This is a genomic window from Haloferax sp. ATCC BAA-644, from assembly GCF_000336975.1.
Lineage (GTDB): Archaea > Halobacteriota > Halobacteria > Halobacteriales > Haloferacaceae > Haloferax > Haloferax volcanii.
Map to the genome: position 1 here is coordinate 1 of NZ_AOLF01000017.1, position 25883 is coordinate 25883.

The 25883-nt window shown below is 66.1% G+C and carries 27 protein-coding genes, 1 tRNA gene and 3 pseudogenes; 11 read left to right on the plus strand and 20 right to left on the minus strand.

What is annotated here, in order from left to right:
• Both C458_RS18075 and C458_RS18085 read left to right on the plus strand, forming a co-directional pair.
• Positions 1-81, plus strand: a pseudogene (locus C458_RS18075) (integrase core domain-containing protein); the annotation flags it as partial.
• Between the two features lie 789 nt (positions 82-870).
• Positions 871-1830 (plus strand): hypothetical protein, encoded by a 960-nt coding sequence (locus C458_RS18085; protein ID WP_152418122.1) that lies wholly within the window; start codon positions 871-873, stop codon positions 1828-1830.
• 41 nt (positions 1831-1871) lie between these two features.
• Here the strand turns inward: C458_RS18085 and C458_RS17820 are convergent, their stop codons facing one another.
• From C458_RS17820 to C458_RS08000, 10 genes and pseudogenes are all read right to left on the minus strand, one after another.
• Positions 1872-2099 carry a hypothetical protein gene (locus tag C458_RS17820; protein ID WP_192815235.1) on the minus strand — a complete coding sequence of 76 codons (228 nt, stop codon included), beginning with the start codon at positions 2097-2099 and terminating at the stop codon, positions 1872-1874.
• 508 nt (positions 2100-2607) lie between these two features.
• On the minus strand, positions 2608-2997 hold the full coding sequence (locus C458_RS07970; RefSeq protein ID WP_008574678.1) for a type II toxin-antitoxin system death-on-curing family toxin: 390 nt from the start codon (positions 2995-2997) through the stop codon (positions 2608-2610).
• 315 nt (positions 2998-3312) lie between these two features.
• The gene (locus tag C458_RS18705; protein WP_239638738.1) at positions 3313-4002 is read right to left on the minus strand and encodes a helix-turn-helix domain-containing protein; all 690 of its coding nucleotides are present in this window, start codon (positions 4000-4002) and stop codon (positions 3313-3315) included.
• A 169-nt stretch (positions 4003-4171) separates the two neighbouring features.
• A complete protein-coding gene (locus tag C458_RS18710; RefSeq protein ID WP_239638739.1) occupies positions 4172-4933 on the minus strand; it encodes a hypothetical protein in 762 nt (253 codons plus the stop codon).
• Positions 4934-5021: 88 nt separating this feature from the next.
• Positions 5022-5259: pseudogene (locus C458_RS18715) on the minus strand (hypothetical protein).
• 173 nt (positions 5260-5432) lie between these two features.
• Positions 5433-5505, minus strand: a tRNA-Arg gene (locus tag C458_RS07980).
• Positions 5506-5567: 62 nt separating this feature from the next.
• On the minus strand, positions 5568-7034 hold the full coding sequence (locus C458_RS07985; RefSeq protein WP_333782711.1) for an MATE family efflux transporter: 1467 nt from the start codon (positions 7032-7034) through the stop codon (positions 5568-5570).
• A gap of 197 nt (positions 7035-7231) precedes the next feature.
• Positions 7232-7813, minus strand: a complete 582-nt coding sequence (locus C458_RS07990) for a 2Fe-2S iron-sulfur cluster-binding protein (protein WP_049896652.1) — start codon at positions 7811-7813, stop codon at positions 7232-7234.
• Positions 7814-7986: 173 nt separating this feature from the next.
• Positions 7987-8886 carry a phosphogluconate dehydrogenase (NAD(+)-dependent, decarboxylating) gene (gene gnd, locus C458_RS07995; RefSeq protein ID WP_008574684.1) on the minus strand — a complete coding sequence of 300 codons (900 nt, stop codon included), beginning with the start codon at positions 8884-8886 and terminating at the stop codon, positions 7987-7989.
• Positions 8887-8979: 93 nt separating this feature from the next.
• Positions 8980-9852 (minus strand): RimK family alpha-L-glutamate ligase, encoded by an 873-nt coding sequence (locus C458_RS08000; RefSeq protein WP_008574687.1) that lies wholly within the window; start codon positions 9850-9852, stop codon positions 8980-8982.
• Between the two features lie 150 nt (positions 9853-10002).
• On the opposite strand from C458_RS08000, the gene C458_RS08005 reads away from it, so the two are divergent.
• On the plus strand, positions 10003-11097 hold the full coding sequence (locus C458_RS08005) for an aminopeptidase (RefSeq protein ID WP_008574688.1): 1095 nt from the start codon (positions 10003-10005) through the stop codon (positions 11095-11097).
• A gap of 96 nt (positions 11098-11193) precedes the next feature.
• Here the strand turns inward: C458_RS08005 and C458_RS08010 are convergent, their stop codons facing one another.
• Entirely contained in the window at positions 11194-11496 is a 303-nt protein-coding gene (locus C458_RS08010; protein WP_008574689.1) for a rubrerythrin-like domain-containing protein, read from the minus strand.
• 154 nt (positions 11497-11650) lie between these two features.
• Between C458_RS08010 and C458_RS08015 the strand changes: the two genes are divergently transcribed.
• From C458_RS08015 to C458_RS08025, 3 genes are read left to right on the plus strand one after another with little or no spacing between them, the layout of a single operon-like run.
• Positions 11651-12040 carry a 30S ribosomal protein S6e gene (locus C458_RS08015; protein ID WP_008574690.1) on the plus strand — a complete coding sequence of 130 codons (390 nt, stop codon included), beginning with the start codon at positions 11651-11653 and terminating at the stop codon, positions 12038-12040.
• A 24-nt stretch (positions 12041-12064) separates the two neighbouring features.
• Entirely contained in the window at positions 12065-12502 is a 438-nt protein-coding gene (locus C458_RS08020; protein ID WP_008574691.1) for a hypothetical protein, read from the plus strand.
• A gap of 54 nt (positions 12503-12556) precedes the next feature.
• Positions 12557-12985 (plus strand): DUF5807 family protein, encoded by a 429-nt coding sequence (locus C458_RS08025; RefSeq protein ID WP_004041714.1) that lies wholly within the window; start codon positions 12557-12559, stop codon positions 12983-12985.
• 63 nt (positions 12986-13048) lie between these two features.
• Here C458_RS08025 and C458_RS08030 read toward each other — a convergent pair whose 3' ends face one another.
• Together C458_RS08030 and C458_RS08035 are read right to left on the minus strand one after the other, a co-directional pair.
• Entirely contained in the window at positions 13049-14332 is a 1284-nt protein-coding gene (locus C458_RS08030) for a DHH family phosphoesterase (protein WP_008574692.1), read from the minus strand.
• A gap of 103 nt (positions 14333-14435) precedes the next feature.
• A complete protein-coding gene (locus tag C458_RS08035; RefSeq protein ID WP_008574693.1) occupies positions 14436-14897 on the minus strand; it encodes a universal stress protein in 462 nt (153 codons plus the stop codon).
• Between the two features lie 101 nt (positions 14898-14998).
• On the opposite strand from C458_RS08035, the gene C458_RS08040 reads away from it, so the two are divergent.
• The gene (locus tag C458_RS08040) at positions 14999-15454 is read left to right on the plus strand and encodes a universal stress protein (protein ID WP_004041708.1); all 456 of its coding nucleotides are present in this window, start codon (positions 14999-15001) and stop codon (positions 15452-15454) included.
• Between the two features lie 51 nt (positions 15455-15505).
• Here C458_RS08040 and C458_RS08045 read toward each other — a convergent pair whose 3' ends face one another.
• Both C458_RS08045 and C458_RS08050 read right to left on the minus strand, forming a co-directional pair.
• Entirely contained in the window at positions 15506-16060 is a 555-nt protein-coding gene (locus C458_RS08045; protein WP_008574696.1) for a GNAT family N-acetyltransferase, read from the minus strand.
• Positions 16057-16425 (minus strand): universal stress protein, encoded by a 369-nt coding sequence (locus tag C458_RS08050; RefSeq protein ID WP_004041703.1) that lies wholly within the window; start codon positions 16423-16425, stop codon positions 16057-16059. Before C458_RS08050 ends, C458_RS08045 begins: the two co-directional genes overlap by 4 nt.
• A gap of 120 nt (positions 16426-16545) precedes the next feature.
• On the opposite strand from C458_RS08050, the gene C458_RS08055 reads away from it, so the two are divergent.
• Positions 16546-17298, plus strand: coding sequence for a DUF5806 family protein (locus C458_RS08055; protein WP_008574697.1), 753 nt, complete (start codon positions 16546-16548; stop codon positions 17296-17298).
• A gap of 65 nt (positions 17299-17363) precedes the next feature.
• Here C458_RS08055 and C458_RS08060 read toward each other — a convergent pair whose 3' ends face one another.
• A complete protein-coding gene (locus tag C458_RS08060; RefSeq protein ID WP_008574700.1) occupies positions 17364-17891 on the minus strand; it encodes a hypothetical protein in 528 nt (175 codons plus the stop codon).
• A gap of 126 nt (positions 17892-18017) precedes the next feature.
• On the opposite strand from C458_RS08060, the gene C458_RS08065 reads away from it, so the two are divergent.
• On the plus strand, positions 18018-18470 hold the full coding sequence (locus C458_RS08065) for a hypothetical protein (protein WP_008574703.1): 453 nt from the start codon (positions 18018-18020) through the stop codon (positions 18468-18470).
• Positions 18471-18494: 24 nt separating this feature from the next.
• Here the strand turns inward: C458_RS08065 and C458_RS08070 are convergent, their stop codons facing one another.
• Together C458_RS08070 and C458_RS08075 are read right to left on the minus strand one after the other, a co-directional pair.
• Positions 18495-19784 carry a dihydroorotase gene (locus C458_RS08070; RefSeq protein ID WP_008574706.1) on the minus strand — a complete coding sequence of 430 codons (1290 nt, stop codon included), beginning with the start codon at positions 19782-19784 and terminating at the stop codon, positions 18495-18497.
• Between the two features lie 88 nt (positions 19785-19872).
• On the minus strand, positions 19873-20559 hold the full coding sequence (locus tag C458_RS08075; protein WP_008574707.1) for a lipoate--protein ligase family protein: 687 nt from the start codon (positions 20557-20559) through the stop codon (positions 19873-19875).
• A 54-nt stretch (positions 20560-20613) separates the two neighbouring features.
• Between C458_RS08075 and C458_RS08080 the strand changes: the two genes are divergently transcribed.
• The gene (locus C458_RS08080) at positions 20614-21525 is read left to right on the plus strand and encodes a hypothetical protein (RefSeq protein WP_008574710.1); all 912 of its coding nucleotides are present in this window, start codon (positions 20614-20616) and stop codon (positions 21523-21525) included.
• Positions 21526-21747: 222 nt separating this feature from the next.
• Positions 21748-22431: a helix-turn-helix domain-containing protein gene (locus tag C458_RS08085; RefSeq protein WP_008574713.1), complete on the plus strand. Its 684-nt coding sequence runs from the start codon at positions 21748-21750 to the stop codon at positions 22429-22431.
• A gap of 199 nt (positions 22432-22630) precedes the next feature.
• Here C458_RS08085 and C458_RS08090 read toward each other — a convergent pair.
• Both C458_RS08090 and C458_RS08095 read right to left on the minus strand, forming a co-directional pair.
• A pseudogene (locus C458_RS08090) lies at positions 22631-23002 on the minus strand (hypothetical protein); the annotation flags it as partial.
• A gap of 74 nt (positions 23003-23076) precedes the next feature.
• The gene (locus C458_RS08095) at positions 23077-25662 is read right to left on the minus strand and encodes a PAS domain S-box protein (RefSeq protein WP_008574717.1); all 2586 of its coding nucleotides are present in this window, start codon (positions 25660-25662) and stop codon (positions 23077-23079) included.
• Positions 25663-25883 lie beyond the last annotated feature (221 nt).

The window sequence follows — 25883 nt, forward strand, 5'->3', positions numbered from 1 at the left end:
GCAGTGTTCGTTCATTACTATAATTTTCAGCGACCGCATCAGTCGCTCGACGAAAGAACGCCAGCTCAGGAGGTTAACTAGACAGTGCCGGTTACAGGATTTCATTAGAAGACTGAAGTCTCGTCAGGATTCGAAAACAGATCTTTCGCTCGCCGAACTCAATCCGGAAATTACTACTGAGCTTGCTGGTTCTAAGTACGGTTCAGAAGTTCTCGATCACTTGTCTGAAGGTGACGAATGTCTGAAAGCCGACCTACTTCATCCGGCGCTCAGTTCATATATACACGCAATTGAATGGGCTGCGATAGCATATTTGGAAGATGATTGTGGAATCGATATCATTGAAAGAGAGAAGGATGGGAACCTATACAATTTCGCCAAGGGCAGAAATACTGTGGTTTCTGAGCTGAAAGCCAACGCCGAAATCGACCAGAAGACTATCTCAAAGATTGAGAGTATGAATGGAGCAGAGAGACGGTGGATGGCGCATCATAAATCTGGAGAAGTGCTTAAGTCTGAAGTCATCGCGCTCCGTGAGCGGTTACTTGAATTACTCAGACAAATATTCTAGCACCAAATCAAGATATGAAATATATGCACCAGGGGTTGTTCTGCGTGTATTTCAGGTGAAGAACCGTCGGTCCTTTTAGTACTTTGAGCGAACGGTGGCTGCAACTGTGACAGCTACCCTGCAACCTGGTTCGAATCTATGCACGGTTGCTATCAACAAGTTCGGCATAGGTGCATACATCGACGATGCTGTATACATTCGCGTCTGACCCCGGAGAGTCACGGCGTGGGATGCGGATCCATCGAGTCACTCACCCAGTAATCAGTAGATTAATTATTTACAAATGACATATAGGGGTGATGAGCGAACTGGATGATATCGGCTTTATTGAATCACCAATAGAGAAAAAGATCCTCGATCCGATCTGGTCTATTAATTTCAGGAATGAATGGCACCAAAGGGTAGTGACCGATTCTGCGCTTGTACCACTATATTTAGCCAAAACCGCCCCTAAAGAGTTCAGAGACCCGTTTACTTCAGATGAATTAGTTACTTCTCTTTCGACATTCTTTGATCGGAGTAAGTTCTATCATATACTGTTTAATCAATGGATGAGCTGGCTTGAGAATCAGGGTGGCCCTGGCTACGTCACTAAAAGGACTGCAATCCACCTATTTGCACCAATGCTTGTCCAGGAATTAGAAGGACCACACAGGTATCAACTTGCTACTCTGATTGACTTGTGCAAATCCCATCAAGGAGATCCTGAGAATTGGCGAGATCGACTCTATCTTTCAAACGGAGATAAAAAATATTTCCAGAATTTGCAAGGTGAAGCAATCGACGCAATGAATCAGTTGCGAGGGACCGCAGATTCACGAGATCTTAACGACGCGTATGACTATGTTCTCAACGCGCTGGTGATCTTATCCCAAGATGAAAACTCTGCCAAAGATATAGAATTCAAGGGAACTGACACGAATATTGCAGATTTCATGGGTATATCTGGACATCCAAATGCTAACTCTATCAGAAATTCAATAGCCCATGCAGATTACCGGGTTGACTTTGGTGAAGTAGACGGTCAAAGCCCTCCGCCGATGACATTTACTGTAGATGGACAAGAATATTCAATCAGTGTGGATCGTATTCTTGAATTCATAAGTTTTCATATGAGTCTATTAAGAGCATTATCTTCAGGCATCATATTAGCTGTTCTCGATACGAATCTCAAGGCCGACCAAGATGAACAGATTCAGCGTATTATTCTTGGGATGGGATTTCAAGAAGAGCATATTCTAGATCTGTACGATAAGTAGGATTTGAATATTGGATCAGAAATCGTTTCTCGAGGATGATTTTAGTTGACCAACCCTTGCAGCAGCTCAGTCTCGTGGAGCGGCTGGATTGGGCCGTCCTCCGGCACCGGCCGAACGACGTAGACTCCTTTGCCGAGTCGTTGAACGTGCATACTCTGTTCTTCGCGTTCGTCTTCATCGGCAACGATGACGCCGTCGAGGACGAGATCGTCACGGTCGAGTGCAACAAGCGGGGTGCCGTCGTGGTTTCGGAGCTTTCGGAATACCATTGCTGACACCTCACCGGCCACCCAACCCTACTTAGTTCTATCTCCAAAGTCACCTATTACGAATACAGGCCGTGGTCGGTATAGACCGTGAAATTACTAGGCCGCGTACACTTCGAGAAACGACCACCACCACACACCCCCCTGGCGGCGTATAATTACTTACAGTATGGTTCGATTTGGCGGGGTTCCGGTGGTGGTCGGTCCTCGGTGAGGACTCGAATTGGGGTGTGCCGGTGCTCGAGAGGCTGCGAGATCGACGTGGGTCAAAGGTCACTCTGAAAGACGCGACTGGTTCTGGAAACAGCTGCCGCTCAGTCTTCTACTGCTGTTCAAAACAGGTGAGGAAATTCGTTCGGGAGTTACTCGTGAAGCGCGTCGAGCAGCTCGAAGTCCTCTTCGATGAACCGAGCAATCCGCTCTTCGTGGTCGTCGGATTCCTCGTCGGGGTGAGAGAGACTCATTGATTGAATAAATCAATGAAGTAGATCGGCTTGAGTCTTTCCGTGGTTCACGGCTCGAGTTTATCGTGATCGAGATTTCCTGTTTCCAGCCAGATAGCGAGTTCTTCGGTGTCGAAACGGCGAATTCGCTTCATCACCTGTACCGCAGTCTCTCCTGTGTCTGCTGGCTTCTCCCCGTGGCGGTCCAAGTAGTCGCGCATCGTCAGCCATGCAGTCCGCTTGTTTCCGTCTTCGAAGTAGTGTTCCGTTGCGATTTCGCGCAGAAGTGCAGCGGCGCGGGGGTACACCGGTTCGGACTCTGAAACTCTTCTGAGTAGCCGTTTGAATTTCAACCTCGGGGCAGCGACGCGCGTCCCACGATACTTGAGATCCCAATGCTCTTCCACAAGCTCGTGAGTCGCTAAGATCTCTTTGGCGGTGGGGAGTTCGTCGCTCACTACTCCGAGTCTACAGTAATTGAATATAAATGGGGCGCTACGCGTCGCCCGAATAGGCGCGACGTTCCGAGCCCCCCTTCGCGTGCATCAACTGGAGCGCGGAGGCGGAAGGTTATTTTTCCACAGTTGTGACGTTAGTCACACTCCCTAAGGGGGCTTTCCCGCCGAGCGGGACAGCACCCGCTCGATCTCCTCGAGCACGGTCGCTCACGGAGAATCGAGACTCCACCCGAAAACAGGGTTCGGCCGAAAACAGCGGAGTAGTATATAAAAGAAGGAACCGACCGAGAGCGTTGCCACTCAGAGGGCCACCGGCTACAGGTGCTTCCGAGTAACCGTGTTCTGCACGGGACCGTACGCCCGGTCATAGGTCACAATCGCGTTGAGGAACCGCCGGGAGTCGAGACCGGCGTCGCACCACGCGCTGTATCCTTCCTCCAGCACGTCGGGCAGGTACTCGCCGGTCGCCGTGGAGTTCTTCGACTGAGTGAGCACTGTCCGGATACGAATCCGTACGCGGTCGTCTCGGTTGTCCATCCCAGCGACGATTTCCGCGCCGTAGCGGTTCAGCCAGTTCTGCAGCGCACGACCAGACCGCTCCAGGTCGCGGGGGTCGACGTTCAGTACGTTCTCGATCCGACCGGCGACCGAGTCCACCACGTCGTCAGCGATGCTCACCAGCTCGCGCACTTCCTGCGCTATCTTCGAGGAGACCCACTTCACGACTCCGCCGTCGTTCTCGAGGAGTCCCGAGAGCCGCTGCAGAACACGGTAGATCGTCGTGGAAGACCAGCCGGTCGCATCCTCCAACTCACCGACTCTCGTCCCACCGTCGGTGAGTGCTAAGTGCTCGAGCACGTCGTGGTCCGCGTCGGTGAGCCGCGAGAGCGTGCGCATGATGACCGAGTCCTGAGACGCTTCGATCTGCGGGGTCGGGTCGTCCCACATCGCGATAGTCCGGCCGGACGCGACCGCATTGAAGTGGTCGTCCGAGACGAACCACATTCCCGGTCGGGTCGGGATGTCCGCCCACGACAGGACGTTCAGTAATTTCTCTTCCAGGTCACCAACCAGATCGTGCCGGTCGTCCCACGCGACCGCCTGATCGCGGTTCAGGTTCTTCTTGTACAGCGCGCCGAGTTTCGGATGGTACAGCGGATCACCGTCCGAACTTTCACGGACGTACTGCGGGTGGTAGTGCTTCAGCTGCAGTCCTCGAGGACGGTGCTGAGAGATCCGTGATTGCCGACCGATCGAGTCGCAGCTGGTGGTTGTAGCCGACTACATCCTCGTTGTTCGAATCGTAGACGACGTGCGAACCCTCGATATCGGCCGAGAGCATGAACAGGCGCATGAAGACGCCGTCGCGTCGAACCAGTTTCTTCGCCTGATCGCGGTCGATCCGAAGGTAGCGTTCGTGCTGGGTTATCGTCGAGAACTTGTGTGGGTCTTCGGCGAAGTACTTGCGCGACCAGTCGAACCCGACCTTCTCGCAGACTCGGCGCATCACCCACTTGAAGACGTGCGGGATCTCGTCTAACTCGAGATTGACGACGTTCTGCAGTTTGACGTTCGTGGCTGGCCCAAGCGTCGCAGGGACGCTGTCAGGTCGGTTCTCGTCGGACCACGCGAGTCTCGGCTGCACACAGACCGGAAGCTTCCGCTCTCCCTCACCGTACGCGTTGATGTCGTACTCGAGAAGCGAGTTCACCGTGTCTGCCTCGCGTGGTGAGAGACCCGACTGGTGGAAGCCCATCGAGACTTCCCACGTCTCGGTTCCGTCCTCCTCGAGGCGCGGAACCTCCACTTCGACTTTCGAGATACCGCCGTCGATGTGGTTGTACAGCTGACGAACCGCCCAGTACGGCGACGAACCGTATTCGCCGTAGAGGAGATCGCCGCGCGTCTCGTGGGGCGCGCTCGCGACGGAACTCACCGCCGGTCCTCCTCCGCGAGATCGCGGCCGCAGTACTCACAGCGGAAGATGCAGTCACTCTCACGACTGCAGGACGGACAGCGAACCGTCATTGCCACCGCTCCGGGTCACCGCCGTGCCGACCGGGAGCACCGTCCCACGGGTCCGGAATCGGAACGTCGAGACCGCCCGCGGAACCGCGCTGTAGGCGAACCAGCGTGTCGCACTCGTGACAGCGGTGCGCGCGGTCCTCGCGGTCACCGTAGACGCGGCGGAAGTCGCGGGTGACGTGTGACCCGCAGTTGAGGCAACTGCTCTTTTCGGCTCTCCGAGTCGAGCAGCATCATGCAGACCACCCCGTCTGTCCCGCCAGACCGCAAGACGGCGGCAACCCGCGTTCCGTTTCGTGGTGGACTCTTTTTCGGCCCCCGCTCGCGAATATATATACCCGCGACGAGACCAGCCGGTAGCAGTCGTGAGTCGGACGTTTTCTACATATAGAAAACGCCAAAAATTTGGACGGACCCGACGGGATTTGAACCCGCGACATCTTGGTCCGGAACCAAGCACTCTGTCCACTGAGCTACGGGCCCTCAGCGGAGAGAGCTACACGGCACCGACGTAAAACCGTTGTGGAACCCGCGCCGGCGGCCGATTACGTTCCGGTCGCGTCGGCGTCGACGACGCTGTGTTTCCACGTCCCGCGGGTGAACCACGCCGTGGCCGCAATCGCGCCGAGAATCTGTCCGACGGCCATTCCGAGCCAGATGCCCGTCTCGGCGAAGCCGAACTGGAACGAAAGCAGGTAGACGATGGGCACGCGGCCCAGCCAGAGCGCGAACAGCGAGAAACCGAGGGCGGTCTTCGTGTTCCCCGCGCCGCGGTACGCGCCGAGGACGACTTGGAGGACGCCGATGAAGCCGAACTCGAACGCCCGGATGCGGACGTACTCGACGCCGAGGTCGATGGTTTGGGCGGCCGAGGCGGTCCCGGTCTGGAGGAAGAACGCGACGACGGGTTCGGCGAAGACGTACGCGAGCACGCCGGTGGCGAGCATGACGCTCGCGCCGACCTTGGCGGCGAGCCAGACGGCGCTCTCGGCGCGGTCGGGGTTCCCCGCGCCGAGATTCTGGCCGACGATGGTGTTGGTCGCCCGGCCGAGACCAAGCGCCGGGAGGAACACGAGCGACGTGAGACGGTTGCCGAGGCCGAACGCGGCGACGACTTCGGGGGCGAAGGTGACGACCATCGCGGTGAGGGTGATGAAACCGAGGGCGGTGGCGGACTGCTCGATGGCGCTCGGGACGCCGATATCGACGATTTGCTTGATGTACTCGAACTGCGGGCGGAAGTCGGCGAGTTGTACGTCGGGGCCGGCGCTCGTCCCGAAGATGACGTAGATGCCGATAACGGTGGCGACGGCGCGAGAGAGGACCGTCGCGTACGCCGCGCCGGCGACTTTGAAGCCGTCGAAACCCGTGGCGGCGAAGAGTTCGGCCTGAAGGCCCTCAACTCCGAGCATCGAAAACAGCGGGTTGGCGTCGAAGCCGAAGATGAACACCGGGTCGATGACGACGTTGATGAGGACGCTGATGAACATCACGACCATCGGGGCGCGGGTGTTGCCGTAGCCGCGCATGAGCGCGGAGAAGACGAAGAAGCCGAACAGGAACGGCAGGCCGAGGAAGAACACGCGCATGTAGTCGCCGGCGAGAGGGATGACCTGCCCGGCGGTCGCCTCCGAACTCGGGAGGACGCCGAGCATCGCGTCGGTGGCGAAAAAGCCGATGACGCCGACGACGACGGCGATGACGGTGATGAACGTGAGCGTCTGTCCGGCGACGGTCCCGGCGGAGCCCTCGCTTTTCGCGCCGGTGTACTGCGCGACGAGCGTGCTGCCGGCGACGGTGAAGCCGCCCCCGACGGAGATGAGAAGGAAGATGAGCGGAAACGCGAGGCTGATGGCGGCGACGGCGTCGGTCGAGAGCCGGCCGAGCCAGACGGTGTCCGCGAGGTTGTACGCCACCTGGAGGAGTTCGGTGACGATAATCGGCCACGCCAGTTCGAACATCGGCCGTTTGAGGTCGCCTTCGGTGAGGGAACCTCCTTCGGGGAGGGACACTGAACAGGTGAGACACGCGGAGACCGTTTGAAAGCGTCGATAGGCGTCGTCGCCCGAGGAGACCGTCGGCGGCGGGCGGGAGCGATTCCCGCGTAACCGACCGCATCCGACGATGCGGGAGCTATTCGCAGAAGCGGCGATGACGGCTCACGAACGGATGGCGTCGCGAGAAAAGGTGGGTGGTTGCGGTCGTCGCGTTACGGCGCTTCGCCGGTCTCGATGGCGAAGTCGGCCTTCGGGTAGGCGACGCAGGTCAGCGTGTAGCCGTTGTCCATCTCCTCGTCGGAGAGCGTCTCCTGCGTGTGGTGCGTGATGTACTCTTCGGCCGGGCCGTCGGTAATCTTCGCGGCACAGGAGACACAGGAACCCTGCCGGCACGCGTAGGGGAGGTCCATCCCGGCGTCTTCGCCCTGGTCGAGCACCGTCTCGTTGCTCGCCAGCTCGATGGTCTCGCCCTGCTTGACGAACTCGACTTCGAAGTACTCGACTTCGTCTTCGGGCATGTCGGCGGGGCTCGGCTCTTCTTCCGCCTCCTCGCCTTCGAGTTCGGCGCCCTCTTCGCCGCCACCGACCGCGGCGACGCCGCCGCCGCCCCCGATAGAGCGGTTCATCGGCTCGGGGAAGTCGGTCTCTGCGACGGTCGCCGCGCGGCGTTCGAGGACCTCCTGTGTGATGTCGGCGGTCGGCTCCCAGCCGGTGCCCTTCGAGTAGTGCAGGGCGACGGCGAGGAGTACCAGGACCAATCCGGCCCCGACACCCACCAGACTGATGACTGCCATACCGGCGGATATGGAGGGAGGGGTTAAGGAAATTGTGATTGTGGCGGCACCCGCGGGCGGTCGATTTCACCGCCGAGACGCGGGTCTCACGCGGGTTCCCACAATATCGAGGGCCGAGGTGTCTGTCGCGGTCGTCGCGGTCGCGCCGGGGCAGTTCGCCGGGGACGACCGTCTCAGTCGTCCTTCCGCGCGACCTCGTGACGGCCGAAGCCGTACCGAAGCCGGTTGGCGAGGCGGCGGGAGAAGCGGTCGTCGGCGCGGGAGCCGAACCGCTCGGCGAGCGACTGGTAGATGAGCGGGACCGGGACTTCCTGTTCGAGCGCCTCCTGGACCGTCCACGTGCCCGTCGAGCCGCCCGCGACGTGGTCGTCCACGTCGCCGAGGTCGCTTCCCTCCTCGCGGAACGCCTCCTCGCAGAGTTCGAGAAGCCACGAGCGGATGACCGCGCCGTTGTTCCACGTCTGCGCGACCGATTCGAGGTCGAGGTCGTAGCGGCCCTCGGCGAGCAGTTCGAAGCCCTCGCCGTACGCCTGCATCAGCGCGTACTCGACCCCGTTGTGGACCATCTTCACGTAGTGGCCGGAGCCGGAGTCGCCCATGTGGCCGTGGCCGGCGGGGCCGGTCGCCACGGCGTCGAAGACGGGAGACAGCTCGTCGTAGGCCCACTCCGGGCCGCCGACCATGAGCGAGAAGCCGAGTTCGGCACCGGCGGGGCCGCCGGAGGTTCCGCAGTCGAGGTAGGCCGCCGAGCACGCCTCGGCGCGCCGCACGGACTCCTCGAAGTGTGAGTTGCCGCCGTCGACGACCACGTCGTCACCGTCGAGGTGCGGGTCGAGGTCGTCGAGCGTCGCGTCCACCGCGTCGCCCGCGGGGACCATGAGCCAGATTCGCTTGTCGTCGCCGAGCCGGTCGACGAGGTCGGCGACGCTGTCCGCGGGTTCGGCACCCGCGTCGGCGGCCGCCGCGACGGCTTCCGCCGAGAGGTCGAAGGCCACGACCTCGTGCCCGGCATCGAGCACTCGGTCGACTACGATGCGCCCCATCCGGCCGAGGCCGATGACGCCTAGTTGCATGCGTCGGCATCGTCCGCGGGGGGTGGTAGTGGTTGTGGTTTGGCGCGTGCGCGGCCGTCCGCCGAGGAGATACCGCCGGAGCCGGCCGCCCGCTCAGAGCCGCGCCAACAGCGCCTCGGCCAGTCGGTCGCCGGCGGCGTCGTCGGTCCGGAAGAACAGTTCGGGTTCGATGAGTTCGACTTCGAGGAGGAGGAAGTCGTCGCCGCGTTCCACGCCGTCGACGCGGGCGTACAGCGGCGGATCGCCGCCGAGGTGGGCCGAGACGGCGTCGACGACGCGCCGGGCGTTGTCGAGCAGCGTCTCGCTCGGCTCCTCGACGTGGACGCTCCCGCCGTGTTTCTCTTGGACGCGGTAGTCGCCGGGCTCGGGGCGCTTGACCACCGCGTGGCTGAACGCGTCGCCGAAGAAGACGAGCGACCACTCGCCGTCTTCGATGTCCGGCGCGAACTCCTGTACTAGCACGTCCTTCTCCGCCACGAGGTCGTCCACCCATCGCTGGGCGTCGGCGGCCTCCGCGCGGCTCAGCTGTCTCGTCTCGAACGCGCCCGCGCTCACGGCGGGCTTGACGACGAGTTCGTCCCACCCCCGCGTCTCGAAGACGGCTTCGAGAGACACGTCGCCGCCGCGTTCGACGTACTCGGTCGGCAGCGTCGAGACGCCGGCGTCGGCGAGATCCCGCAGGTAGAACTTGTGGCTGTTCCAGTCCAGCGTCGCCGGCGGGTTCCACACCGCGCAGTCGGCGTCGGAGAGGCGGTCGACCCACGCGGCGTAGGCCCTCGGATGCCGGTAGTAGTCCCAAATCGACCGGACGACCACGGCGTCGAAGTCGCTCCAGTCGACCGACTCGTCGGACCAGACGACCGGCTCCGCCGACACGTCTCGCTCCCGGAGCGCCGCGAGGAACGGGGCGTCGTCGTCGACGAGTCCCGGGAGGTCCTCGGAAGTGGCGAGTGCGATGGAAGTCACGGGAGAGAATGGTAAATATCGGGCGATAAGGGTTCTGTAACGCTCGGCACGTCCGCCGAACCCCCCCGCGTCGGCCCGCAGCGAGGTCGCGGTGGATGGCCTCGCGCCCGCAGCCGCCGACGTTTTCACCGCCCCGCGCGAGGGTCGCGTATGGACGAACGCATCCACGAGCACGCCGCGACGCTCGTCGACTGGAGCGCGCGAATCGAGGCCGGCGACGACGTGGTCGTCTCCGTCGGTGAAGGGGCTCACGACCTCGCGGTCGCCGTCGGCGACGCCCTCGGCGAGCGCGGCGCGAACGTCGTCACGACCTACGCCTCCGAGGAGGTCCAGCGGGCGTACCTCCGCGCGCACGACGGCGACTTCGAACTCCCCGAACACGAACTCGCCCTCTACGAGGCCGCCGACTCGGTGCTCTTCCTCGGCGGCACCCGTAACACGGCGGCGACCGCCGACGTACCGACCGAGACGCGACAGGCCTACGGCCGCGCCACGAGCGAGGTCAAAGAGGCGCGCATGGACACCGACTGGGTCTCGACGGTTCACCCGACCCGCGCGGCGGCCCAGCAGGCGAGAATGTCCTTCGAGGAGTACGCCGACTTCGTCTACGACGCGATTCTTCGCGACTGGTCGGCACTCGCAGAGGAGATGGCGAACATGAAAGACGTGCTCGACGCCGGGTCGGAGGTCCGCATCGTCAAGGCCGACACCGACCTCACGATGTCAATCGAGGGGCGGACCGCCGTCAACTCCGCGGCGTCGGTCGCCTACGACTCCCACAACCTCCCGTCGGGCGAGGTGTTCACCGCGCCCGTCGAGGACGCCGTCGAGGGCGAGGTGTTTTTCGACGTGCCGATGACGCTGGAGGGCCAGCGCGTCGAGAACGTCCACCTGACGTTCGAGGACGGCGAGGTCGTGAACTTCTCCGCGGCCGCGGGCGAGGACGCGCTGGCCGGCATCCTCGACACCGACGACGGCGCGCGCCGACTCGGTGAACTCGGCATCGGCATGAACCGCGGCATCGACCGCTTTACCGACAGCATCCTCTTCGACGAGAAGATGGGCGACACCGTCCACCTCGCGGTCGGTCGAGCCTACGGCGCGTGTCTCCCGGAGGGCGAAGACGGCAACCAGTCCGCGGTCCACACGGACATGATAACCGACATGAGCGAGGACTCGCGCATCGAAGTCGACGGCGAGGTCGTCCAGCGGAACGGCACGTTCCGGTGGGAAGACGGGTTTTAACCCGCCGCAGCGCCGTCTCTGTCCTCTCGGCGCGGCGAGCACGAACCACCGCGAACGTCGTGTCTGTGCCTCCTCGTGGACTCCGCCGCTTGCGACTCAGTCCCGACCCGTGCCGGCGTTGCGAAGCGTCCCGCCGCACTCCGGGCAGATTCGTTCGTGAACGGCCTCTTCGGATTTGTAGCCGCAGGTAGGACATTCGTGGCGTCGCTGTTTTACGAGCGTCGTCGGCCGGGGTTCGACGAGCGTCGTCGGCTCCGCCTCGACCAACGCCTCTGTCCGGCGCTCGACCAACTCCGCCGGGCGTCGTTCGACGAGGTCCGTCGGCTCGGGGCCGACCAGCGCCCTCGATTTGGCTTTGACGAGGGCTACGACCCCACGAGTGTCGATATCCTTGCTCATGTTACGGGGTACGCTATGTTGAATGTTAACTCTTACCTAGGCTCTCCGTTCTCCCTGACGACGCCGAATTCGGCCGTTTCACCCCGATTCGGTGGGTGCGCCCCCGAGACGCGCTTTCGACGTACTTTTTATCCGCGACCGTTTTCATCCGCGCATGGCAGAATTCATGGTCGTCGTCGCCGACCCCGACTCCGGTGCGACCTACCAAGTCGACGTCGAAGGACAGGACGCAAACCGATTCCTCGGCCGCGACCTCGGTGACGAGGTCGACGGCGCGGCCGTCGGTCTCGACGGCTTCACGCTCGAACTGACGGGCGGTTCGGACAAGGCCGGCCGACCGATGCACCCCGACGTGCCCGGCGGCGCGCTCAAGGAAATCCTCGCCGAAGACGGCATCGGCTACCAGCCGTCCCGCGACGGCGAGCGCAAGCGCGTCACCGTCCGCGGTCGCGAGGTCTCCGACGAGACCGTCCAGATTAACGCGAAGGTCGTCGCCGGCGAGGGCGACGTCGCCGCCGCCTTCGGTGAGGGCGACGACGAATAACGCCGTCTCACTCCTCTCTTCCCCGTGCCAGAGCAACTGCCCTCCGACCATCCGTCGGTCCGGACGTTCCGCGCGAACATCGCCCGCAGCGGCGGCACCCGCCGCCCCTGTCTGCGCGTCCCCGACGACGTGCTCGCCGCCGACGGCGATTTCGTCCGCCTCCACCTCGGCGGCACCGCCTACCACGCCCGTCTCTCGGCCGACGCCTCGGGACTCGTGATTCGCGGCGCGTACGACAACAAGCGCCTCGCGCGCACCCCGAACGACGGCGAGAACCGACTCGTCGAGTGGTGCCGCGAACACGACCGGGCCGACGGCGACGCCGTCGAACTCGACGAACTGGACGACGGCTACCAGTACGGCCTCCGGGTTCCGGGTGTCCGGCAGGTGTACCGCATCACCGAACGCCCGAACGACTCGCTTTCGAGCATCGCCGAGCAGTTCGGCCTGTCCGACGAGTGACCGGTCGGACTCCGAGACACGCCGCTTTTACGCGCCGACCGCCCTAGGCGGGGTATGAGCAAGGTAACGGAGTATCTCGCAGGCGAGCGCCTCGACGACGTGGCGCTCTATCTCACCCACGAGTACCTCGACAGCCAAGGCAAACTCCCGAACATGGGCGTCGAAGTCGACAACGGCTACGTGCTCGTCGTCCCCGGCGACGACGGCCGGCGGGCCTTCGCGGCCGGCACGGGCATGGACGCCATGGAGTTCGCCCAGACCGCCATGGGCAACGACGGCGACATCGACGACGACCTCAGCGGCGGCACCTGTCCCGAGGCGGCCGCCGAGGAGAACCACGAGGTGAAGTTCATCTTCTCCTTCGCCGAGGCACAAAACGAGGAGGTCGGCGGCATCTACGAGGAGGGCGACGTGGTCCACGCCTACGCCAAGTGTACCTGCGGCACGACGTACTCCGACCGCTGGGTCGTCGACGACGCGTAATCGACCGACCGTGTTCGGCGCTGGTTTTCAGATTCGGCTTCGCTCTCCGAGTCGCGTCCGACGTTACCGTTCGGTCTCGACGCCTTCGTCGTCTTCGGCGTCATCGTCGGCTTCCGCGTCGGCCGCGGTTTCCGCTTCCGCCTCCGCGACCGCGTCTGCGACCTGCTCGAACGCCCGGAGGATGACGCGCTTCGTCGTCGCGCCCTGCGTCGTCCAGTGGTGGGCGTAGTCGAGCATGTCGTCGTAGATGTCGGGCTTACAGCCGGCGGCCTTCGGGTGGCCGCCGCCGTTGACGAGGTCCGCGACCTCGTGACAGCGCTCGAAGTCGTCGGAGCCGCGAATGGAGGCGCTTCCGGCGGGCTTGACGACGACCGCCGCGTCCGCGCCCGCCTCGCGGAGGGCGTCCGCGACCTCGTTTTGCGAGCAGCGGCCGTAGGTGACGCCGACCGTCCAGCCGCCGACGGTCTTCAGTTCGGCGCGGTCGACGGCGGCCTGAATGAGGTTCTCCTTTTCGACGCGGCGGTGGGCGATGTACTCCTCGACGACCGGCGGGAGGTCCGCGCCGTACGCGCCGACGACGGCGACGTACTCCTCTTTCGAGGTCCAGTAGGCGTAGTCCGCGAGGTCCTGACTCCGCTCGTCTTCGTTCAGCCAGAGGTCGTGGTCGCGGGTGACCGCGGCGAGTTCAGCGAATCGCTCGTCGAACTCGTAGTCGAGTTCGCGGAGCGTCACGTCGGTCGAACACTCCTCGTCGGACTCGCCGACGACGAGGTCGACGCCGGCCTCGCGGAGCGCCTCCGCGACCTCGGGCTTCCACTGGTGGTGGTCGTACCAGTGAATCTCGCCCGCCGTCTCGACGAGCGCGGCGAGTTCCTCCTCGACGTACTCGAACTTGTCCGGACAGAGGTCGCAGACGTACACCTCGACGCCCTCGGGGGCGTAGTCGGCCACGCGCTGGAGGTCGTCCTCCAGCGAGTACGGACTCGACCCCATCAGCGCGACCGGCGACTTCGGTCGCTCTTCTTCCTCCTCGTCTTCCTCGGCGAGAGCGGGTTCCTCGTCGCCTTCGTCCTCGTCCTCGTCGTCTGCGAGTTTCTCCTCGATGCGTTCTTCGAAGTCGGCCACGTCGAGGGCGGCGTCGTAGGCCTCCCGGAGGAGGGCGACGCAGCCGAGGCCGTCGGCGTCGGTGTCGGTGACGACCGCGACCGACGCGTCTTCGAGTTTCTCTTTCGCGCGCTCTTCGGCGCGTTCCTCGTCGAACGACTCGGGGTAGAAGAAGCCGGCTCCGGGGAGCACGGACTTGCGGGGGAGCGAGAGCTGGGAACTGTCGATGAGCTCGTCTTCCATACGCCGAACTCGGGCGCGACGGGGAAAACTCCTCCCGATTCCGTCGGCGGAGACCGCGCCGAACGTCCCGCGGGCCGCGACCGAACCGAGCCACGCGGCCCGCTCAGGCCGCCTCGTCGCTCAGCAGGGAGTCCGTCGTCCCCTCCTCCAGCTGGCGGACCGTCAGCACCGGCACCGGACAGGTCCGGACGACGCGCTCGGCGACGCTGCCGATGAGAAAGCGGTTCTCGCCGTGTCGGCCCCGGGTTCCCATGGCGACGGCGTCGGCGTCGACCTCGCGGGCGTAGTTCGAAATTTCGGCGGCGGGGCGGCCCTCGCGCACCGCGACGGTCACCTCGCGGTCGGTCGCGGCTTCGACCTCCGCGAGCGCCTCCTCGCCGCGTTCGGTGAGCGCGTCGCGCATCTCGTCGCGGAGCCGCTCCGGCGCGGTCTCCACGTCGCCGGCGTCGATGACGTACAGCGCGTGGACCGACGCGTCGAACCGCTCTGCGAGGTCGACGGCGACGCTGACCGCCCGGCGGACGCTCGCCGAGCCGTCGGTGGCGATGACGATGGTGTCGAACATGGCTCCGGGTTCACGGCGCGGCGGCATAAAACCAGTCTGGGGCGGCCGGCAGCCGGGACCGTGGGGTGAGTTTTTTGTCGTCCCCCGACGCAGGTGGGGACATGTCACCGCGCCCGCTCTCTATCGACCTCGTTCTCGTGCCGGTCGACCAAAGCGAGGAGGCGACGCGCGCGGCGGAGTACGCCGCCGCCGTCGCGGCCGAGTACGACGCCGCGGTCCACGCCGTCCACGTCCTCGGCGAGGACGTCGTCCGCGCCATAGAGCAGGGCGTCGTCGACGAGGACGCCGTCGCCGAGGACAGCAAGGCCGTCACCGACACCGTGTCGGCGCTCGCAGAGACCGCCGACGTACCCGTCACCACGTCGGTCGCCTACGGCTTCTCGCGGACGAGCAAGCTCCGCCACCCCGGCAGCGTCGTCCTCGACACCGCAGAAGAACTCGACGCGGACTTCATCGTCGTGCCCCGAGAGCCCGTCTCGGGCGACCCCGGCGAGGTGCTCGCCAAGGCCGCCGAGTACGTCCTCCTGTACGCCAGCCAGCCCGTGCTTTCGGTCTGAATCCTGTCCGAATCCTGAATCGTTGGTCGTTGTCGCGGCTCGCCGCCGCCCTCAGCCGCCCTCGTCGTCCGGCGGTTCAGCGAGTCGGATGGTCATCTCCAGCTCGAAGCTCTCGGCATCGCTCGTCTCGAAGCCGACGGTCTGGTAGAGGCCGACCGCCGCGCGGTTCCACCGCTCGACCGTGAGCCACACCTTCTCCACGCCGGCCTCCCGGCCGTGGCCGAGCAGCGCCTTGATGAGCCGCGTCCCGATGCCGGCGCGCTGGTACGTCTGGTGGACGAAGATGGCGAGTTCGTAGGCGTCGCCGTCGGGGACGAGCGTCGCGTGGCCGGCCACCTCGTCGCCGTCCCACGCGATGACGTTCAGGCAGTCCTCGTCGAGGATGTTCTCCAGCCAGTCGCGGATGCGGTCCTCGCGGCCCGGCGGGATGCCCTGCGCGCGGTCCGAGGGGTCGAACGCGTCGTACATCTCGACGAGCGCCTCCAACTCCTCGTCTGAGCCGTCGTGCGCGCGCACCTCGATGGTGCGGTCTTCCCCGTCGGTGAACGACAGCGGCGGCGCGTCGTACGGGTCGGCGACGGCGTCGGAGAACGTTCGGTCGCTCATCGTACTAGGGTGACGGTCACGTGGGAGTTCAGCAGGACGAACTCCGCGATGTTGCCGATCTGTATCTTCCCCATCGGGCTCGTCTCGCCGCCGCCGAGCACCAGTTGGTCGAACCCCTCGTTTTCGGCGAGGTCCACGAGGGCGCTCCCCGGGTCGCCGTCGAGCGCGCGGACGGTCGCGTCGACGCCGCGCTCGTCGAGCAGTTCCGTCACCCGCGTTTCCATCTCCTCGCGCGAGCGCTCGCCGGACGGGTTGTCGACGATGGCGACCGTGAGGTCGTCGCCGACCTCGGCCGTCCGTTCGACCGTCGTTTCGAGCGCCCGCATGGAATCGTCGCTGCCACCGATTCCGAGCAGTACCTTCATGATTCCCAATCTCGCGGGCGCGATAGAAAACCCTTACCCGGAAACGGGGGGCGACATCCCCGTCGGCGGGGGACCGAACATCGCGGAACCCTTTTCGGCCGTGCCGCGGTAGCCCGCGGTATGACAGACGAGTCCGACGAGTTCGAGACGGGCGCGAGCGACGCCGAGGAGACGGCTCGCCCCGGCGCGGACCCGCGAGCGGCGGCGGACGAAGCGGCGGGGGACACGGAGCCAGCAGACCCGGCCACCGACTCGGAGACTGCGGGCGCGGAACCGACGGACGACGCCGGAGCCGATGCCGACGCCGAAAACGCGACTGAGTCCGAGGCCGGCGACGCCGGTCCAGACGCCGGAGCTGACGCCGACGACGCGATTCCCGAGGACGTACAGAAGTACGCTCGGTTCAAGAAGGTCGACGGCGCGCAGTACGACCGCGTCAACGACTTCCTCCGCGAGCGGACCTACGTGACGGCCCGCGAGTGGGCAATCGCGCGACTCTGCGCGGACTTCCGGACCGAGACGGGCGTCGAGATGACGAAAATCGGGAACAACCTCCCCGAACTCGTCCCCTTCATGACCGATACCTACACTCCGCAAGCGGTCAATCAGGCCCGGTCTGCGTTCCGCGACAAGGTCCGGAAGTCGGGCGCGACGTTCCTCTACGGCGCGATGTCGGGGTTCTTTACGGCCGAGGAACTCGACGAGATGATGTACGAGGTGACGGAAATCGCCAAGTTCCTGCTCGAAGTCGAGGGCGTCGACCTCTCGGTCGAAGAGGAACTCGAAGCCGAAGAGCGCATTTCGAGCGTCATGCGCGAGGTCCGCGAGGCGAGCACGGAACTGCGGCAAGAGGAACTGTCTGACGAGGAGTGACGCCCCGCGGTCCGTGCGACTCCGCACCGGTTTTTCCCCCGGACCGACGCCGCGCCGACTCGAAGTCAGGGGAAAAGCGGGTCCGGTTCCGACTGGACTAACTCGACGCGTCGGTCCGCCTCGACCGGCCGAACGTAGAGCCGGAGTTCGTCCTGTTTTCGCGCCTTCGTCGCCATCGCGTCCACCTCGCCCAACTCGTAGTACAGCGGGACGACGACGGCCTTCGACGCCGCGGCGTCCTGCACGACCGAGACGACGAACACGGTGTCGTCCTCGCGGGCGCGGTACACGTCGTAGCGGTCGAACTCGGCCGACTCGACCCACGACGACAGCGACTCGAACTCGCTTCCGGGGACGAGCACGTCGAAGCCGACGCGCTCCGTCGCCTCCGGCAGGTTCGCCGGCGGCAACACCGACACGTCGCCGGGATGGAGCACGAGCGTCTCCCAGCCCTCGTCTTCGTACTCGGCCGCGGTCGCCTCGGCGTCCTCTACCACAGTCTCCCAGAACGACAGCAGTCCCGCGAGTGCGTGCGGTTCGTCGGCGTCCGCGTTCGGGTCGCGGCCTCGCGGCGGCGTCCGCTCGTCGGTCATGCGTGTCACTCCCTCGGGGAGTCGGACGGGAAAAAGATTCGCTTGCGTCGGGTTCGTCCGGTCCGGCGGGGGTCCCGACACCCGGCGGCGGAACTGCTATCTGTCCCTCCGCCGACAGTCGGCCCGATGCGCTGGTCACTCCGCGCGGTCCTCGGGTCGCTCCAACTCCCCGTCGCCGGGACCGGAGCCGCGCTTCTCGCGTTCGTCTGGCGGACCGCCGTCACGATGCCCCCGACGCCGCCCGGAAGTGACGGCTTCGCCCACGGGCTCGCGGGCTTTTTCCTCCTCGTGTTCGGGGTCGTCGGCTTCGTCCTCCTCGCTGGTGGCCTGCTCATCCCGCCGGGACCGGGATACGGCGTCCGGTTCACTCGCAGACAGCGCTGGCTGTTCGCGTACGCGCTGGTCGCCCCGGCGCTCGCCGTGGGCGGCTTTCTCGCGACCGTCGTCCTGTCGTCCGCGCTCGGCGGCCTCGGCGGCCTCGCCGGGTCGGTCGTCTCGCTGGTCGCTCTGACAGCGCCGCTCGCGGTGCTCGTCGGCGTCGGCTGGAAGGGCGCGCAGGTCGCGGCCGCGCGGGTCTGAGGGTATATCTCGGCCGCGGGCAGCTCAGTCGCGGACGTTCTCCCCGGCGACCGCGCCGAACTCGTCGCCGTCCCAGACGAACTCGCCGCGGAGCATCGTCCACTCGGGGAAGACGCCGGTGTGGCCCTCGAACGGGGTCCAGTCACAGTTCGAGTGGAGGTCCGCGCCGCGAATCTCGCGGGCTGCGTCGAGGTCGTACAGCGCGAGGTCGGCGTCGGCGCCCGCCTCGATGCGACCCTTGCGCGGCAGGTCGAACACCGCGGCGGGGTTCGCGGCGACCACGTCGCGGACGCGCTCGGCGGTGAGGTCGCCGGCGACGACCGCGCCGAGGAGCAGCGGCACCATCGTCTCGACGCCGGGGACGCCGCTCGGGGCGTCCAAAAGCGTCCGTTCTTTCTCCTCGCGGGTGTGCGGCGCGTGGTCCGTGGCGACCATGTCGATGCGGCCGTCAGCGAGGCGCTCGAACATGGCCTCGCGGCGCGCCTCGGAGCGGAGCGGCGGGTTCATCCGGCCGTAGGTGCCCAACTCGTCGAGGTCGTCGCGGGACAGAAACAGGTGGTGCGGCGTCGCCTCGCAGGTCGCGCCGCCGTCGCGGGCGGCGTCGACGCCCTCGGGCGTGCTCGTGTGGGCGATGTGAATCTGCGCGCCGGTCTCGCCGCCGACGCGGACGGCCCGCTCGACGGCGACCGCCTCGGCCTCGGCGGTCCGGTAGGCGCTCCACGCGTCGGCGTCGGCGTCGCGGCCGACCCCGCCGAGGTCGCCCTCGATGGCCGATTCGTCGAACAGGTCGGCGTCCTCGGCGTGGACCGTGACGGGCACGCCCGCCTCGCCGGCGCGCTCCGCGGCCTCGGCAAACAGGTCGGCCTCGATGCCCATGTCGCCGGTCGAGTCGGCCAGGAACACCTCACCGAGGGCGAAAAGCGGGCGCTCGAACAGGCTGTCGGGGTCCCAGTCGGCGGTGACGCCGCCGTTGATGCCGTAGTCGATGCAGGCGTTCGCGGCGCGCTCGGCCTTCGCGTCGAAGCCCGCGCCGTCGGTCGTCGTCGGGTCCGTGTTCGGCTGGTCGGCGACGGTCGTCACGCCGCCCGCGGCGGCGCTCCGCGCGCCGGTCTCCCACGTCTCCTTGTGCTCGAATCCCGGTTCGCGGAAGTGGACGTGTACGTCGATAGCGCCCGGCAGAAGCAGGTTCCCTTCGGCGTCGACGGTCTCCTCGTCGGCGACGGGGTCGAGGTCACCGACCGCCTCGACGGTTCCGTCCTCGACGCGGACGTCGACGGCGCGGCCGTCGGCCAGCGTCGCGTTCTCGATTCGCATACGAGGGGGTGCGACGCGCCGGGTGCTAAGTCCGGCGGTTCGGGGAGTGACGGGGCCGGCGGTTCGGGGAGCGGTCGCAGTCAGTCGCTCACGCGAGGTCGGCCGCGTTTTCGACGCGCGTCACCGCGTCGCCAACGAAGGCGGCTTCGAGGGCGTCGCAGACCGCGTCGGAACTGGCCGGGCCGCCGGCGTCAGCGACGCTCCCCACCGAATCCGGGTCGAAGGGAACGTCGATGGCCTCGTAGACGGGCGCGAGCACGTCGGCTATCTCGTCGCGGTCGGTGACGACGACCACGCCGGAGACGAGCGCGCTCTCTTTTCGAACGCGCTGGGCGAGGCCGCAGAGCTTCCCGCCCGCTTGGACCGAGTGGTCGCCGGGGCAGTACGACGCCGGGGGCTCGCCCCGCCGCGCGGGGACGCCGAGGCTCCGCAGGGCGCGGACGACGGCGGTCGTTCCGCCCTCGTACCGCGCGTCGAGGCCGCTCCGGGCGTCGTCGAGGGGAACCGCGTGGGCGAACGCGACGGTGGTTCCCGTGTAGGCCACGGCGCGGCCGCCGACGGAGCGCTCGATAGCGGGGAAGCCGCGTTCCTCGGCGGCGGCGACGGCCTCGTCGTACCGCGGGGCGCGGGTGTCGCGCCTGCCGAACGCGAGCTGTCGGTGCGGCGTCCACGCGCGGAACGCCGGCTCGTCCGTCTCGCCCACCTCGCGGAGCATGGCCGCGGTGACCGCCCGGTCCGCCTCCCGGTCGGGCCCGCGACCGCGGATGACGCGCATACCCGAGAGAAACACCCCGACGTACCTAAGCGCACCCGTCCCGTCCCGACGACCATGCTGCGACTGCCGCGGCCGACGCTCTCGCGCTTCGAGCGCTTCTCGCTCTACAACTCGCCGTACCCCGCCCACGACAGCGGGTGTGCTATCGACCTCTACGTCGCCGCCGACGACCCGGTGGCCCGCTCGCCCGTCGCGGGCGTCGTCCGAGAGACGCGGACCGTCCGCGCGCCCAACAAGCCCTACGCCCACGACGACGAGTACCTCATCCTCGTCGATGTCGACGCCGACGCCACCGGACTGGGCTGGCTCGGTGACCCCGACGACGACCCCCGCGACGGACTGGCCGCGCGCATCCTCCACGTCGATCCCGGCGTCGACGCGGGCGACGAGGTCGCGGTCGGTGACTCGCTGGGACGGCTCGTCCGCTCCGGCTTTTTCGCGCCGTGGGTCTCGAACCACGTCCACGTCGGCTTCCGCCCCGCGGACGCGAACCACCACCGGGCTCGGGGGTCGCTCCCGGTGTCGCCCGACGTGACCGTCTCGCCGCTCGACTGGGACGGGACGGGAACCGTCGTCGAGACGGCCGAGACGTTCGCCGTCCTCGACGCACCGACGCGGGCCGACGCGGGGGTCGCCCCCGGCGAGTTCGTCGGCCTCGCCAGCGACGAGGGCGTCGTCCTCGACGGCGGCCTCGCCCACTACGGCTTCGGGGGCGCGCTCTCGCCCGTCGAAGACGGACAATCGCTGTCGCTCCTCGGCGAGCGGGTCGGCCGGGCGGCCGGCCGCGACGTTCCGTGGGCCGACTTCGACGTGCTCGTCGACGGCGTTCGAATCACTGGATTGTCACTATTCGCGTCTCGCGTCGACTTCGGGAGCAAACTCGTCTGTCCCGGTCACGGCTTCGCCACCGGCGACGAGGTGTCGGTCGAGATTCGCCCCAGCGCCGACCCGATTCGACTCGACTGACGGCGGCAGAAGTGTCATGAAACTGCTTTTTAAATCCTCTCCGGCGCGACTGCCCGACACCTCCACTTTGTGACACCATTTTTAAACACCTTTACTATGAAAGGATTAGTCTCCGCAAAAAATATCCTTCGGTCGCCCGTATTTTTCTCCGTTCGTGAGATCCGACATACGAGCGTGTGCCGTCGCTTCGGTGTTCGATGCAGCCGCTGCCTCCGCGCTGCGATGACCGGCGACCACGCCAGTGGGTACGAGGTCGAACTCGGCCACCCGCTGGCCGGGGCCTCGCCCGACGGAACGTTCGAGGACCCCGAGTTCGAACTCACGTTCGTCGGCGGTATCCCGGTGACGGACGAGCCGGTTCCCTACTTCGTCGCCCGCGGGAGCGACCGCGAGGCGCTCGACGACCTGCTCGACGACCACGCGAGCATCGAGCGCTTCGAACCGATATCGGACGGACCCGAGGGACGGCTTTACCGCTGCGAGTGGGCGACCCGCGACGGCGACATCCTCTCGGCCATCCGCGAGTGCGACGGCATCGTCCGGCGAATGGTCGGTACGAGGTACGGCTGGTCGCTGTCGGTGTACTTCCCGTCGAACGAGCTGACCACCCGATTCCACGACGCCTGTCTCTCCCGCGATATCGACATCGACGTGCGCCGCGTCGAACCGGCCCGCCTCGACGAGCGTCACCCCCCGGACACCGGCCTCTCGGAGAAACAGCTGACGGCGCTTCGGCTCGCCTTCGAACGGGGCTACTTCGAGACGCCGAAAGAGGCGGGTCTCGACGACATCGCGAGCCGGTTGGGTATCACCGAACAGGCGCTCTCACAGCGGCTTCGTCGGGCGCTCCGGAACCTCGTCGGGTCGACGATAGACGACCTCGACCGCGGTTCGCGGTCCGAGTGAAGAGCCGATGATGCGTCAAAACGGGACCGTGGTGGGGCGCGGCAACCGGGCGCGAGATGCCACGGCGGGTGTCGATTTCGCCGCCGGAACGGCGCGACTCGCGGCTCTCCGGCGGTGCGCCCGTGTGGGGGGTGCCACCGACGCATATCGGTACGCCGATTCTAGTAATATATCTGACCCTTGTGTGGACAATCGGTATTTAAGCGGCGTCGAAGTAATCGAGATACCCCGAGGCGAACGCCCGTAGTTCGTCGTACGTCGGCGGCGACCCGGTTCTGACGAAGTGTCCCGCGACGGCGTTGCCGACGACGAGCGACTCCGCGCGACCGAGGTCGAGGACGTGCGCGAGCCCGAGGCCCGCGTTGAAGTGGTCGCCCGAACTCGTCGTCAACACCGGGTCGTCCGTCCGGGGGACCCCGACGGTCGCGGTTCCCGCCTCGTCGACGAGGTGCGCCTCCTCGATGCCGTGGCCCGCGAACCGACTGACGCCGAGGTGGTCGAACGCCGCCTGTGACTCGCGGCCGAAGTCGTCGCTCTCGACGCCCGTCAGCCGCGCGAGATAGCGCGTCTCGTCTGGTGTTTCCATGGCGCTCCGTTCGGACGACCGCAATTAGTGTTGCCGCCGGCGGCGACACTCTCGGCCCGTCAGCGGTCGCTTTCGGTCGTAATTTCGAACCGCGCGCCGCCGTCGTCGCTCTCGACGAACCAGACGCTCCAGCCGTGGGCGTTCACGACGCTCATGACGACGCTGAGGCCGAAGCCGGTCCCCTCGGAACTCGTGGTGTAGCCCGCCTCGAACATGCGGGGGCGGTCGTCCGGCGGAATCCCCGGGCCGTCGTCTTCGACGTAGAAGCCGGCGCGGTCGTCGAGGGGGCCGACCCGGACGGTCACGTCGTCGCCGCCGTGGCGAATCGCGTTCGAAAAGAGGTTTTCGAGGAGCTGTCTGAGCCGCCCGCGGTGGGCTTCGACCGGGACTTCGCCGTCGGTGACGAGCGTCGCTTCCGGCGCGTCGCTCGCGGCGGTCGTCCACGCCGCCTCGGCGACGGCCCCGAGCGACAGTCGCTCCGCCTCCTCGACCGTCTGACCGTTGCGCGCGAGCGCCAGCATGTCCTCGACGATGCCGGACATCCGCTCGTGGGCGTCGGCGACGCGGTCCAGTTCGTCGCCGTCGTACCGCTCGCGGGCGAGGTCGAGATAGCCCATCGCCGCGTTCAGCGGGTTCTTGAGGTCGTGCGAAACGACCGACGCGAACGATTCGAGCTGTTCGTTCTGGCTGGCGAGTTCGCGCTCGCGCCGCCGCAGGAGCTGTTCGCGTTCGACCCGGTCCAAGACCGCGCGGGTGTTGGCGGCCAACACCTTCGCCAACGCGATGCGCTGGTCGGCCAGCGAGTCGTCGCCGAGGGACGCGACGAAGAACACGCCGTGGTCGGGAATCGGCACGATGAGTTCCTCTTTGACCCCGGCGTCGAGGACGAACCGTCGCGGGTTCGAGTCCACGTCCCGGTAGAGGTTGTGCTCGCCGCGTTCGAACACCTCCCACGTCAGCCCGGCCCCTCGCGGAATCGGCGGCACGTCACCGAACACGTCCCACGCCTCGTCGGTGAACGCCGTCGGGACGAGCGCGTCCTGCGACTCGTCGTACAGGAGGACGCCGCTGATCGCGTAGTCGAGGACTTCGGTGGCGGCCTCGCGGACGATTTCCGCGACTTCCTCGCGGCTCGTCGCCCCCGTCAGCCGTCGGGTCGACGCGTGCAGCGCGTTGAGCCGCTGTTCGTACCGCTTTCGCTCCGTCACGTCCGTCGAGATGCCGACCGCGCCCGCGACCTCCCCGCCGTCGTCGACGATGGGCGAGACGGTGAACTCGGCCACGTAGTTCTCCTCGGGAAACGACAGTTCGATTTCGAACCGCTCGCGCTCGCTCTCGCCGCCGAGGACGGCGTCGAGCGCGGACTGGGCGCGTTCGTACTGGTCGGCGGCGAGATAGCCGGCGTCGCGGAGCGCCGAGACGTGTCGGCCGACGAACGTCGACATGGGGATGGTCGTCCGCGAGAGCGCGGCCTCGTTGATGAACTGGACGACACCCGCCTCGTCGACCACGTACGCGCCTTGGCCGATGCTCTCGACGATGGTCTCGTAGCGCTTGAGCCGCTGCTCGTAGCTCCGCTGTTCGGTCACGTTCCGCGAGGTGACGACGAAGCCGTCGACCGAGGTGTCGGCCTGATTGCTCCCCACGGATTCGAGCCACGTCCACGACCCCTCGGCGTTCCGCTGGCGGTACCGGACGGGGTCGGTCCCGTCGGCCCCGGTCCGGAGCGCGCGCTCGAAGACGGCCTTGACGCGGTCCCAGTCGTCGGGGTGAATCAGGTCGGCGACGTGCTCTCCGACGAGTTCGTCCTCGTCGAACCCGAGCACCTCGGTGACCGAGGGGCTCTGGTACTTGATTCGCCCGTCGGTTCCCACGAGGGTCACGAGGTCCCGAGCCAGCTCCACGAGCCCGCGGAACTGCGCTTCCGTGGCCCGCTGCTCGGTCACGTCGCGCATCGAGACGAGGACGGCGTCGGAGCCGTGGTAGTCGATTTCTCTGACGTTCGTCGAGCACTCGCGGGCCGCGCCGTCGGCGTCGACGAGACGAATCTCGTAGCTCGCGGGTGCGTCGCCGCCCTGCCGTCGCGTCGTGGCGATGGCGGCGGCCCGCTCGCGGTCGTCGGGGTGGACGATACTCGACACCGACCGCTCGGCGAGTTCGCCGTCGCGCAGGCCGGTGAGCTCGGTCAGCCGGCGGTTCCAAAAGCGAAACTCGCCGTCCTGCGCGACGAAGATGGCGTCGTGGCTCTGTTCGACGACGGTCCGATACAGCGAGTCCGAGTTCCGCCCGGCAGACGCCCACTGCGTGAACTCGATGGCCCGCTCGACCCGCGCGGCGACCGAGACGACCGCTTCCGGCGTCTCCGGGTCGCTGATGGCGATTGCGCCGTCGGCGGCGTCGTGGGCCGATTCCGGGGCGCTTTCGGTCAGAAAGAACACCGGGACCACGCCGATTCGGTCGCGGACGCCGGAGACGAACTCGGCGTCGAGAGCGCCGCGGACGACGACGCCGCCGACTCCGGCGTCGAGGACACTGAACGCGACGCCGCGGTCGGCGCACGTCTCGGTCGTGAACCCGCGTCGCCCGAGGGCGTCGACGAGGCCGTCGGGGCACTCGTCGACCAGTACGACGCGGGTGTCGCTCATACCTGTACCAGTCCGTGAAACTGTATATACCTCACTCACCACCGGATTGACAAGTGCTCCACGGCTCCCGTCCGCTCGGCTCACTCGCCGGTCGGTTTCCCGCTCGTAGTCGCCTCGGTGCGGCCCACTCGTTGCTCGCAGGGCCGGCGAGGCGACCGCCTGCTCGCGCTGCTCGCGGGGCCGCCGGGGTTGCCACCGACCGTCGGTTACATACTATTTGA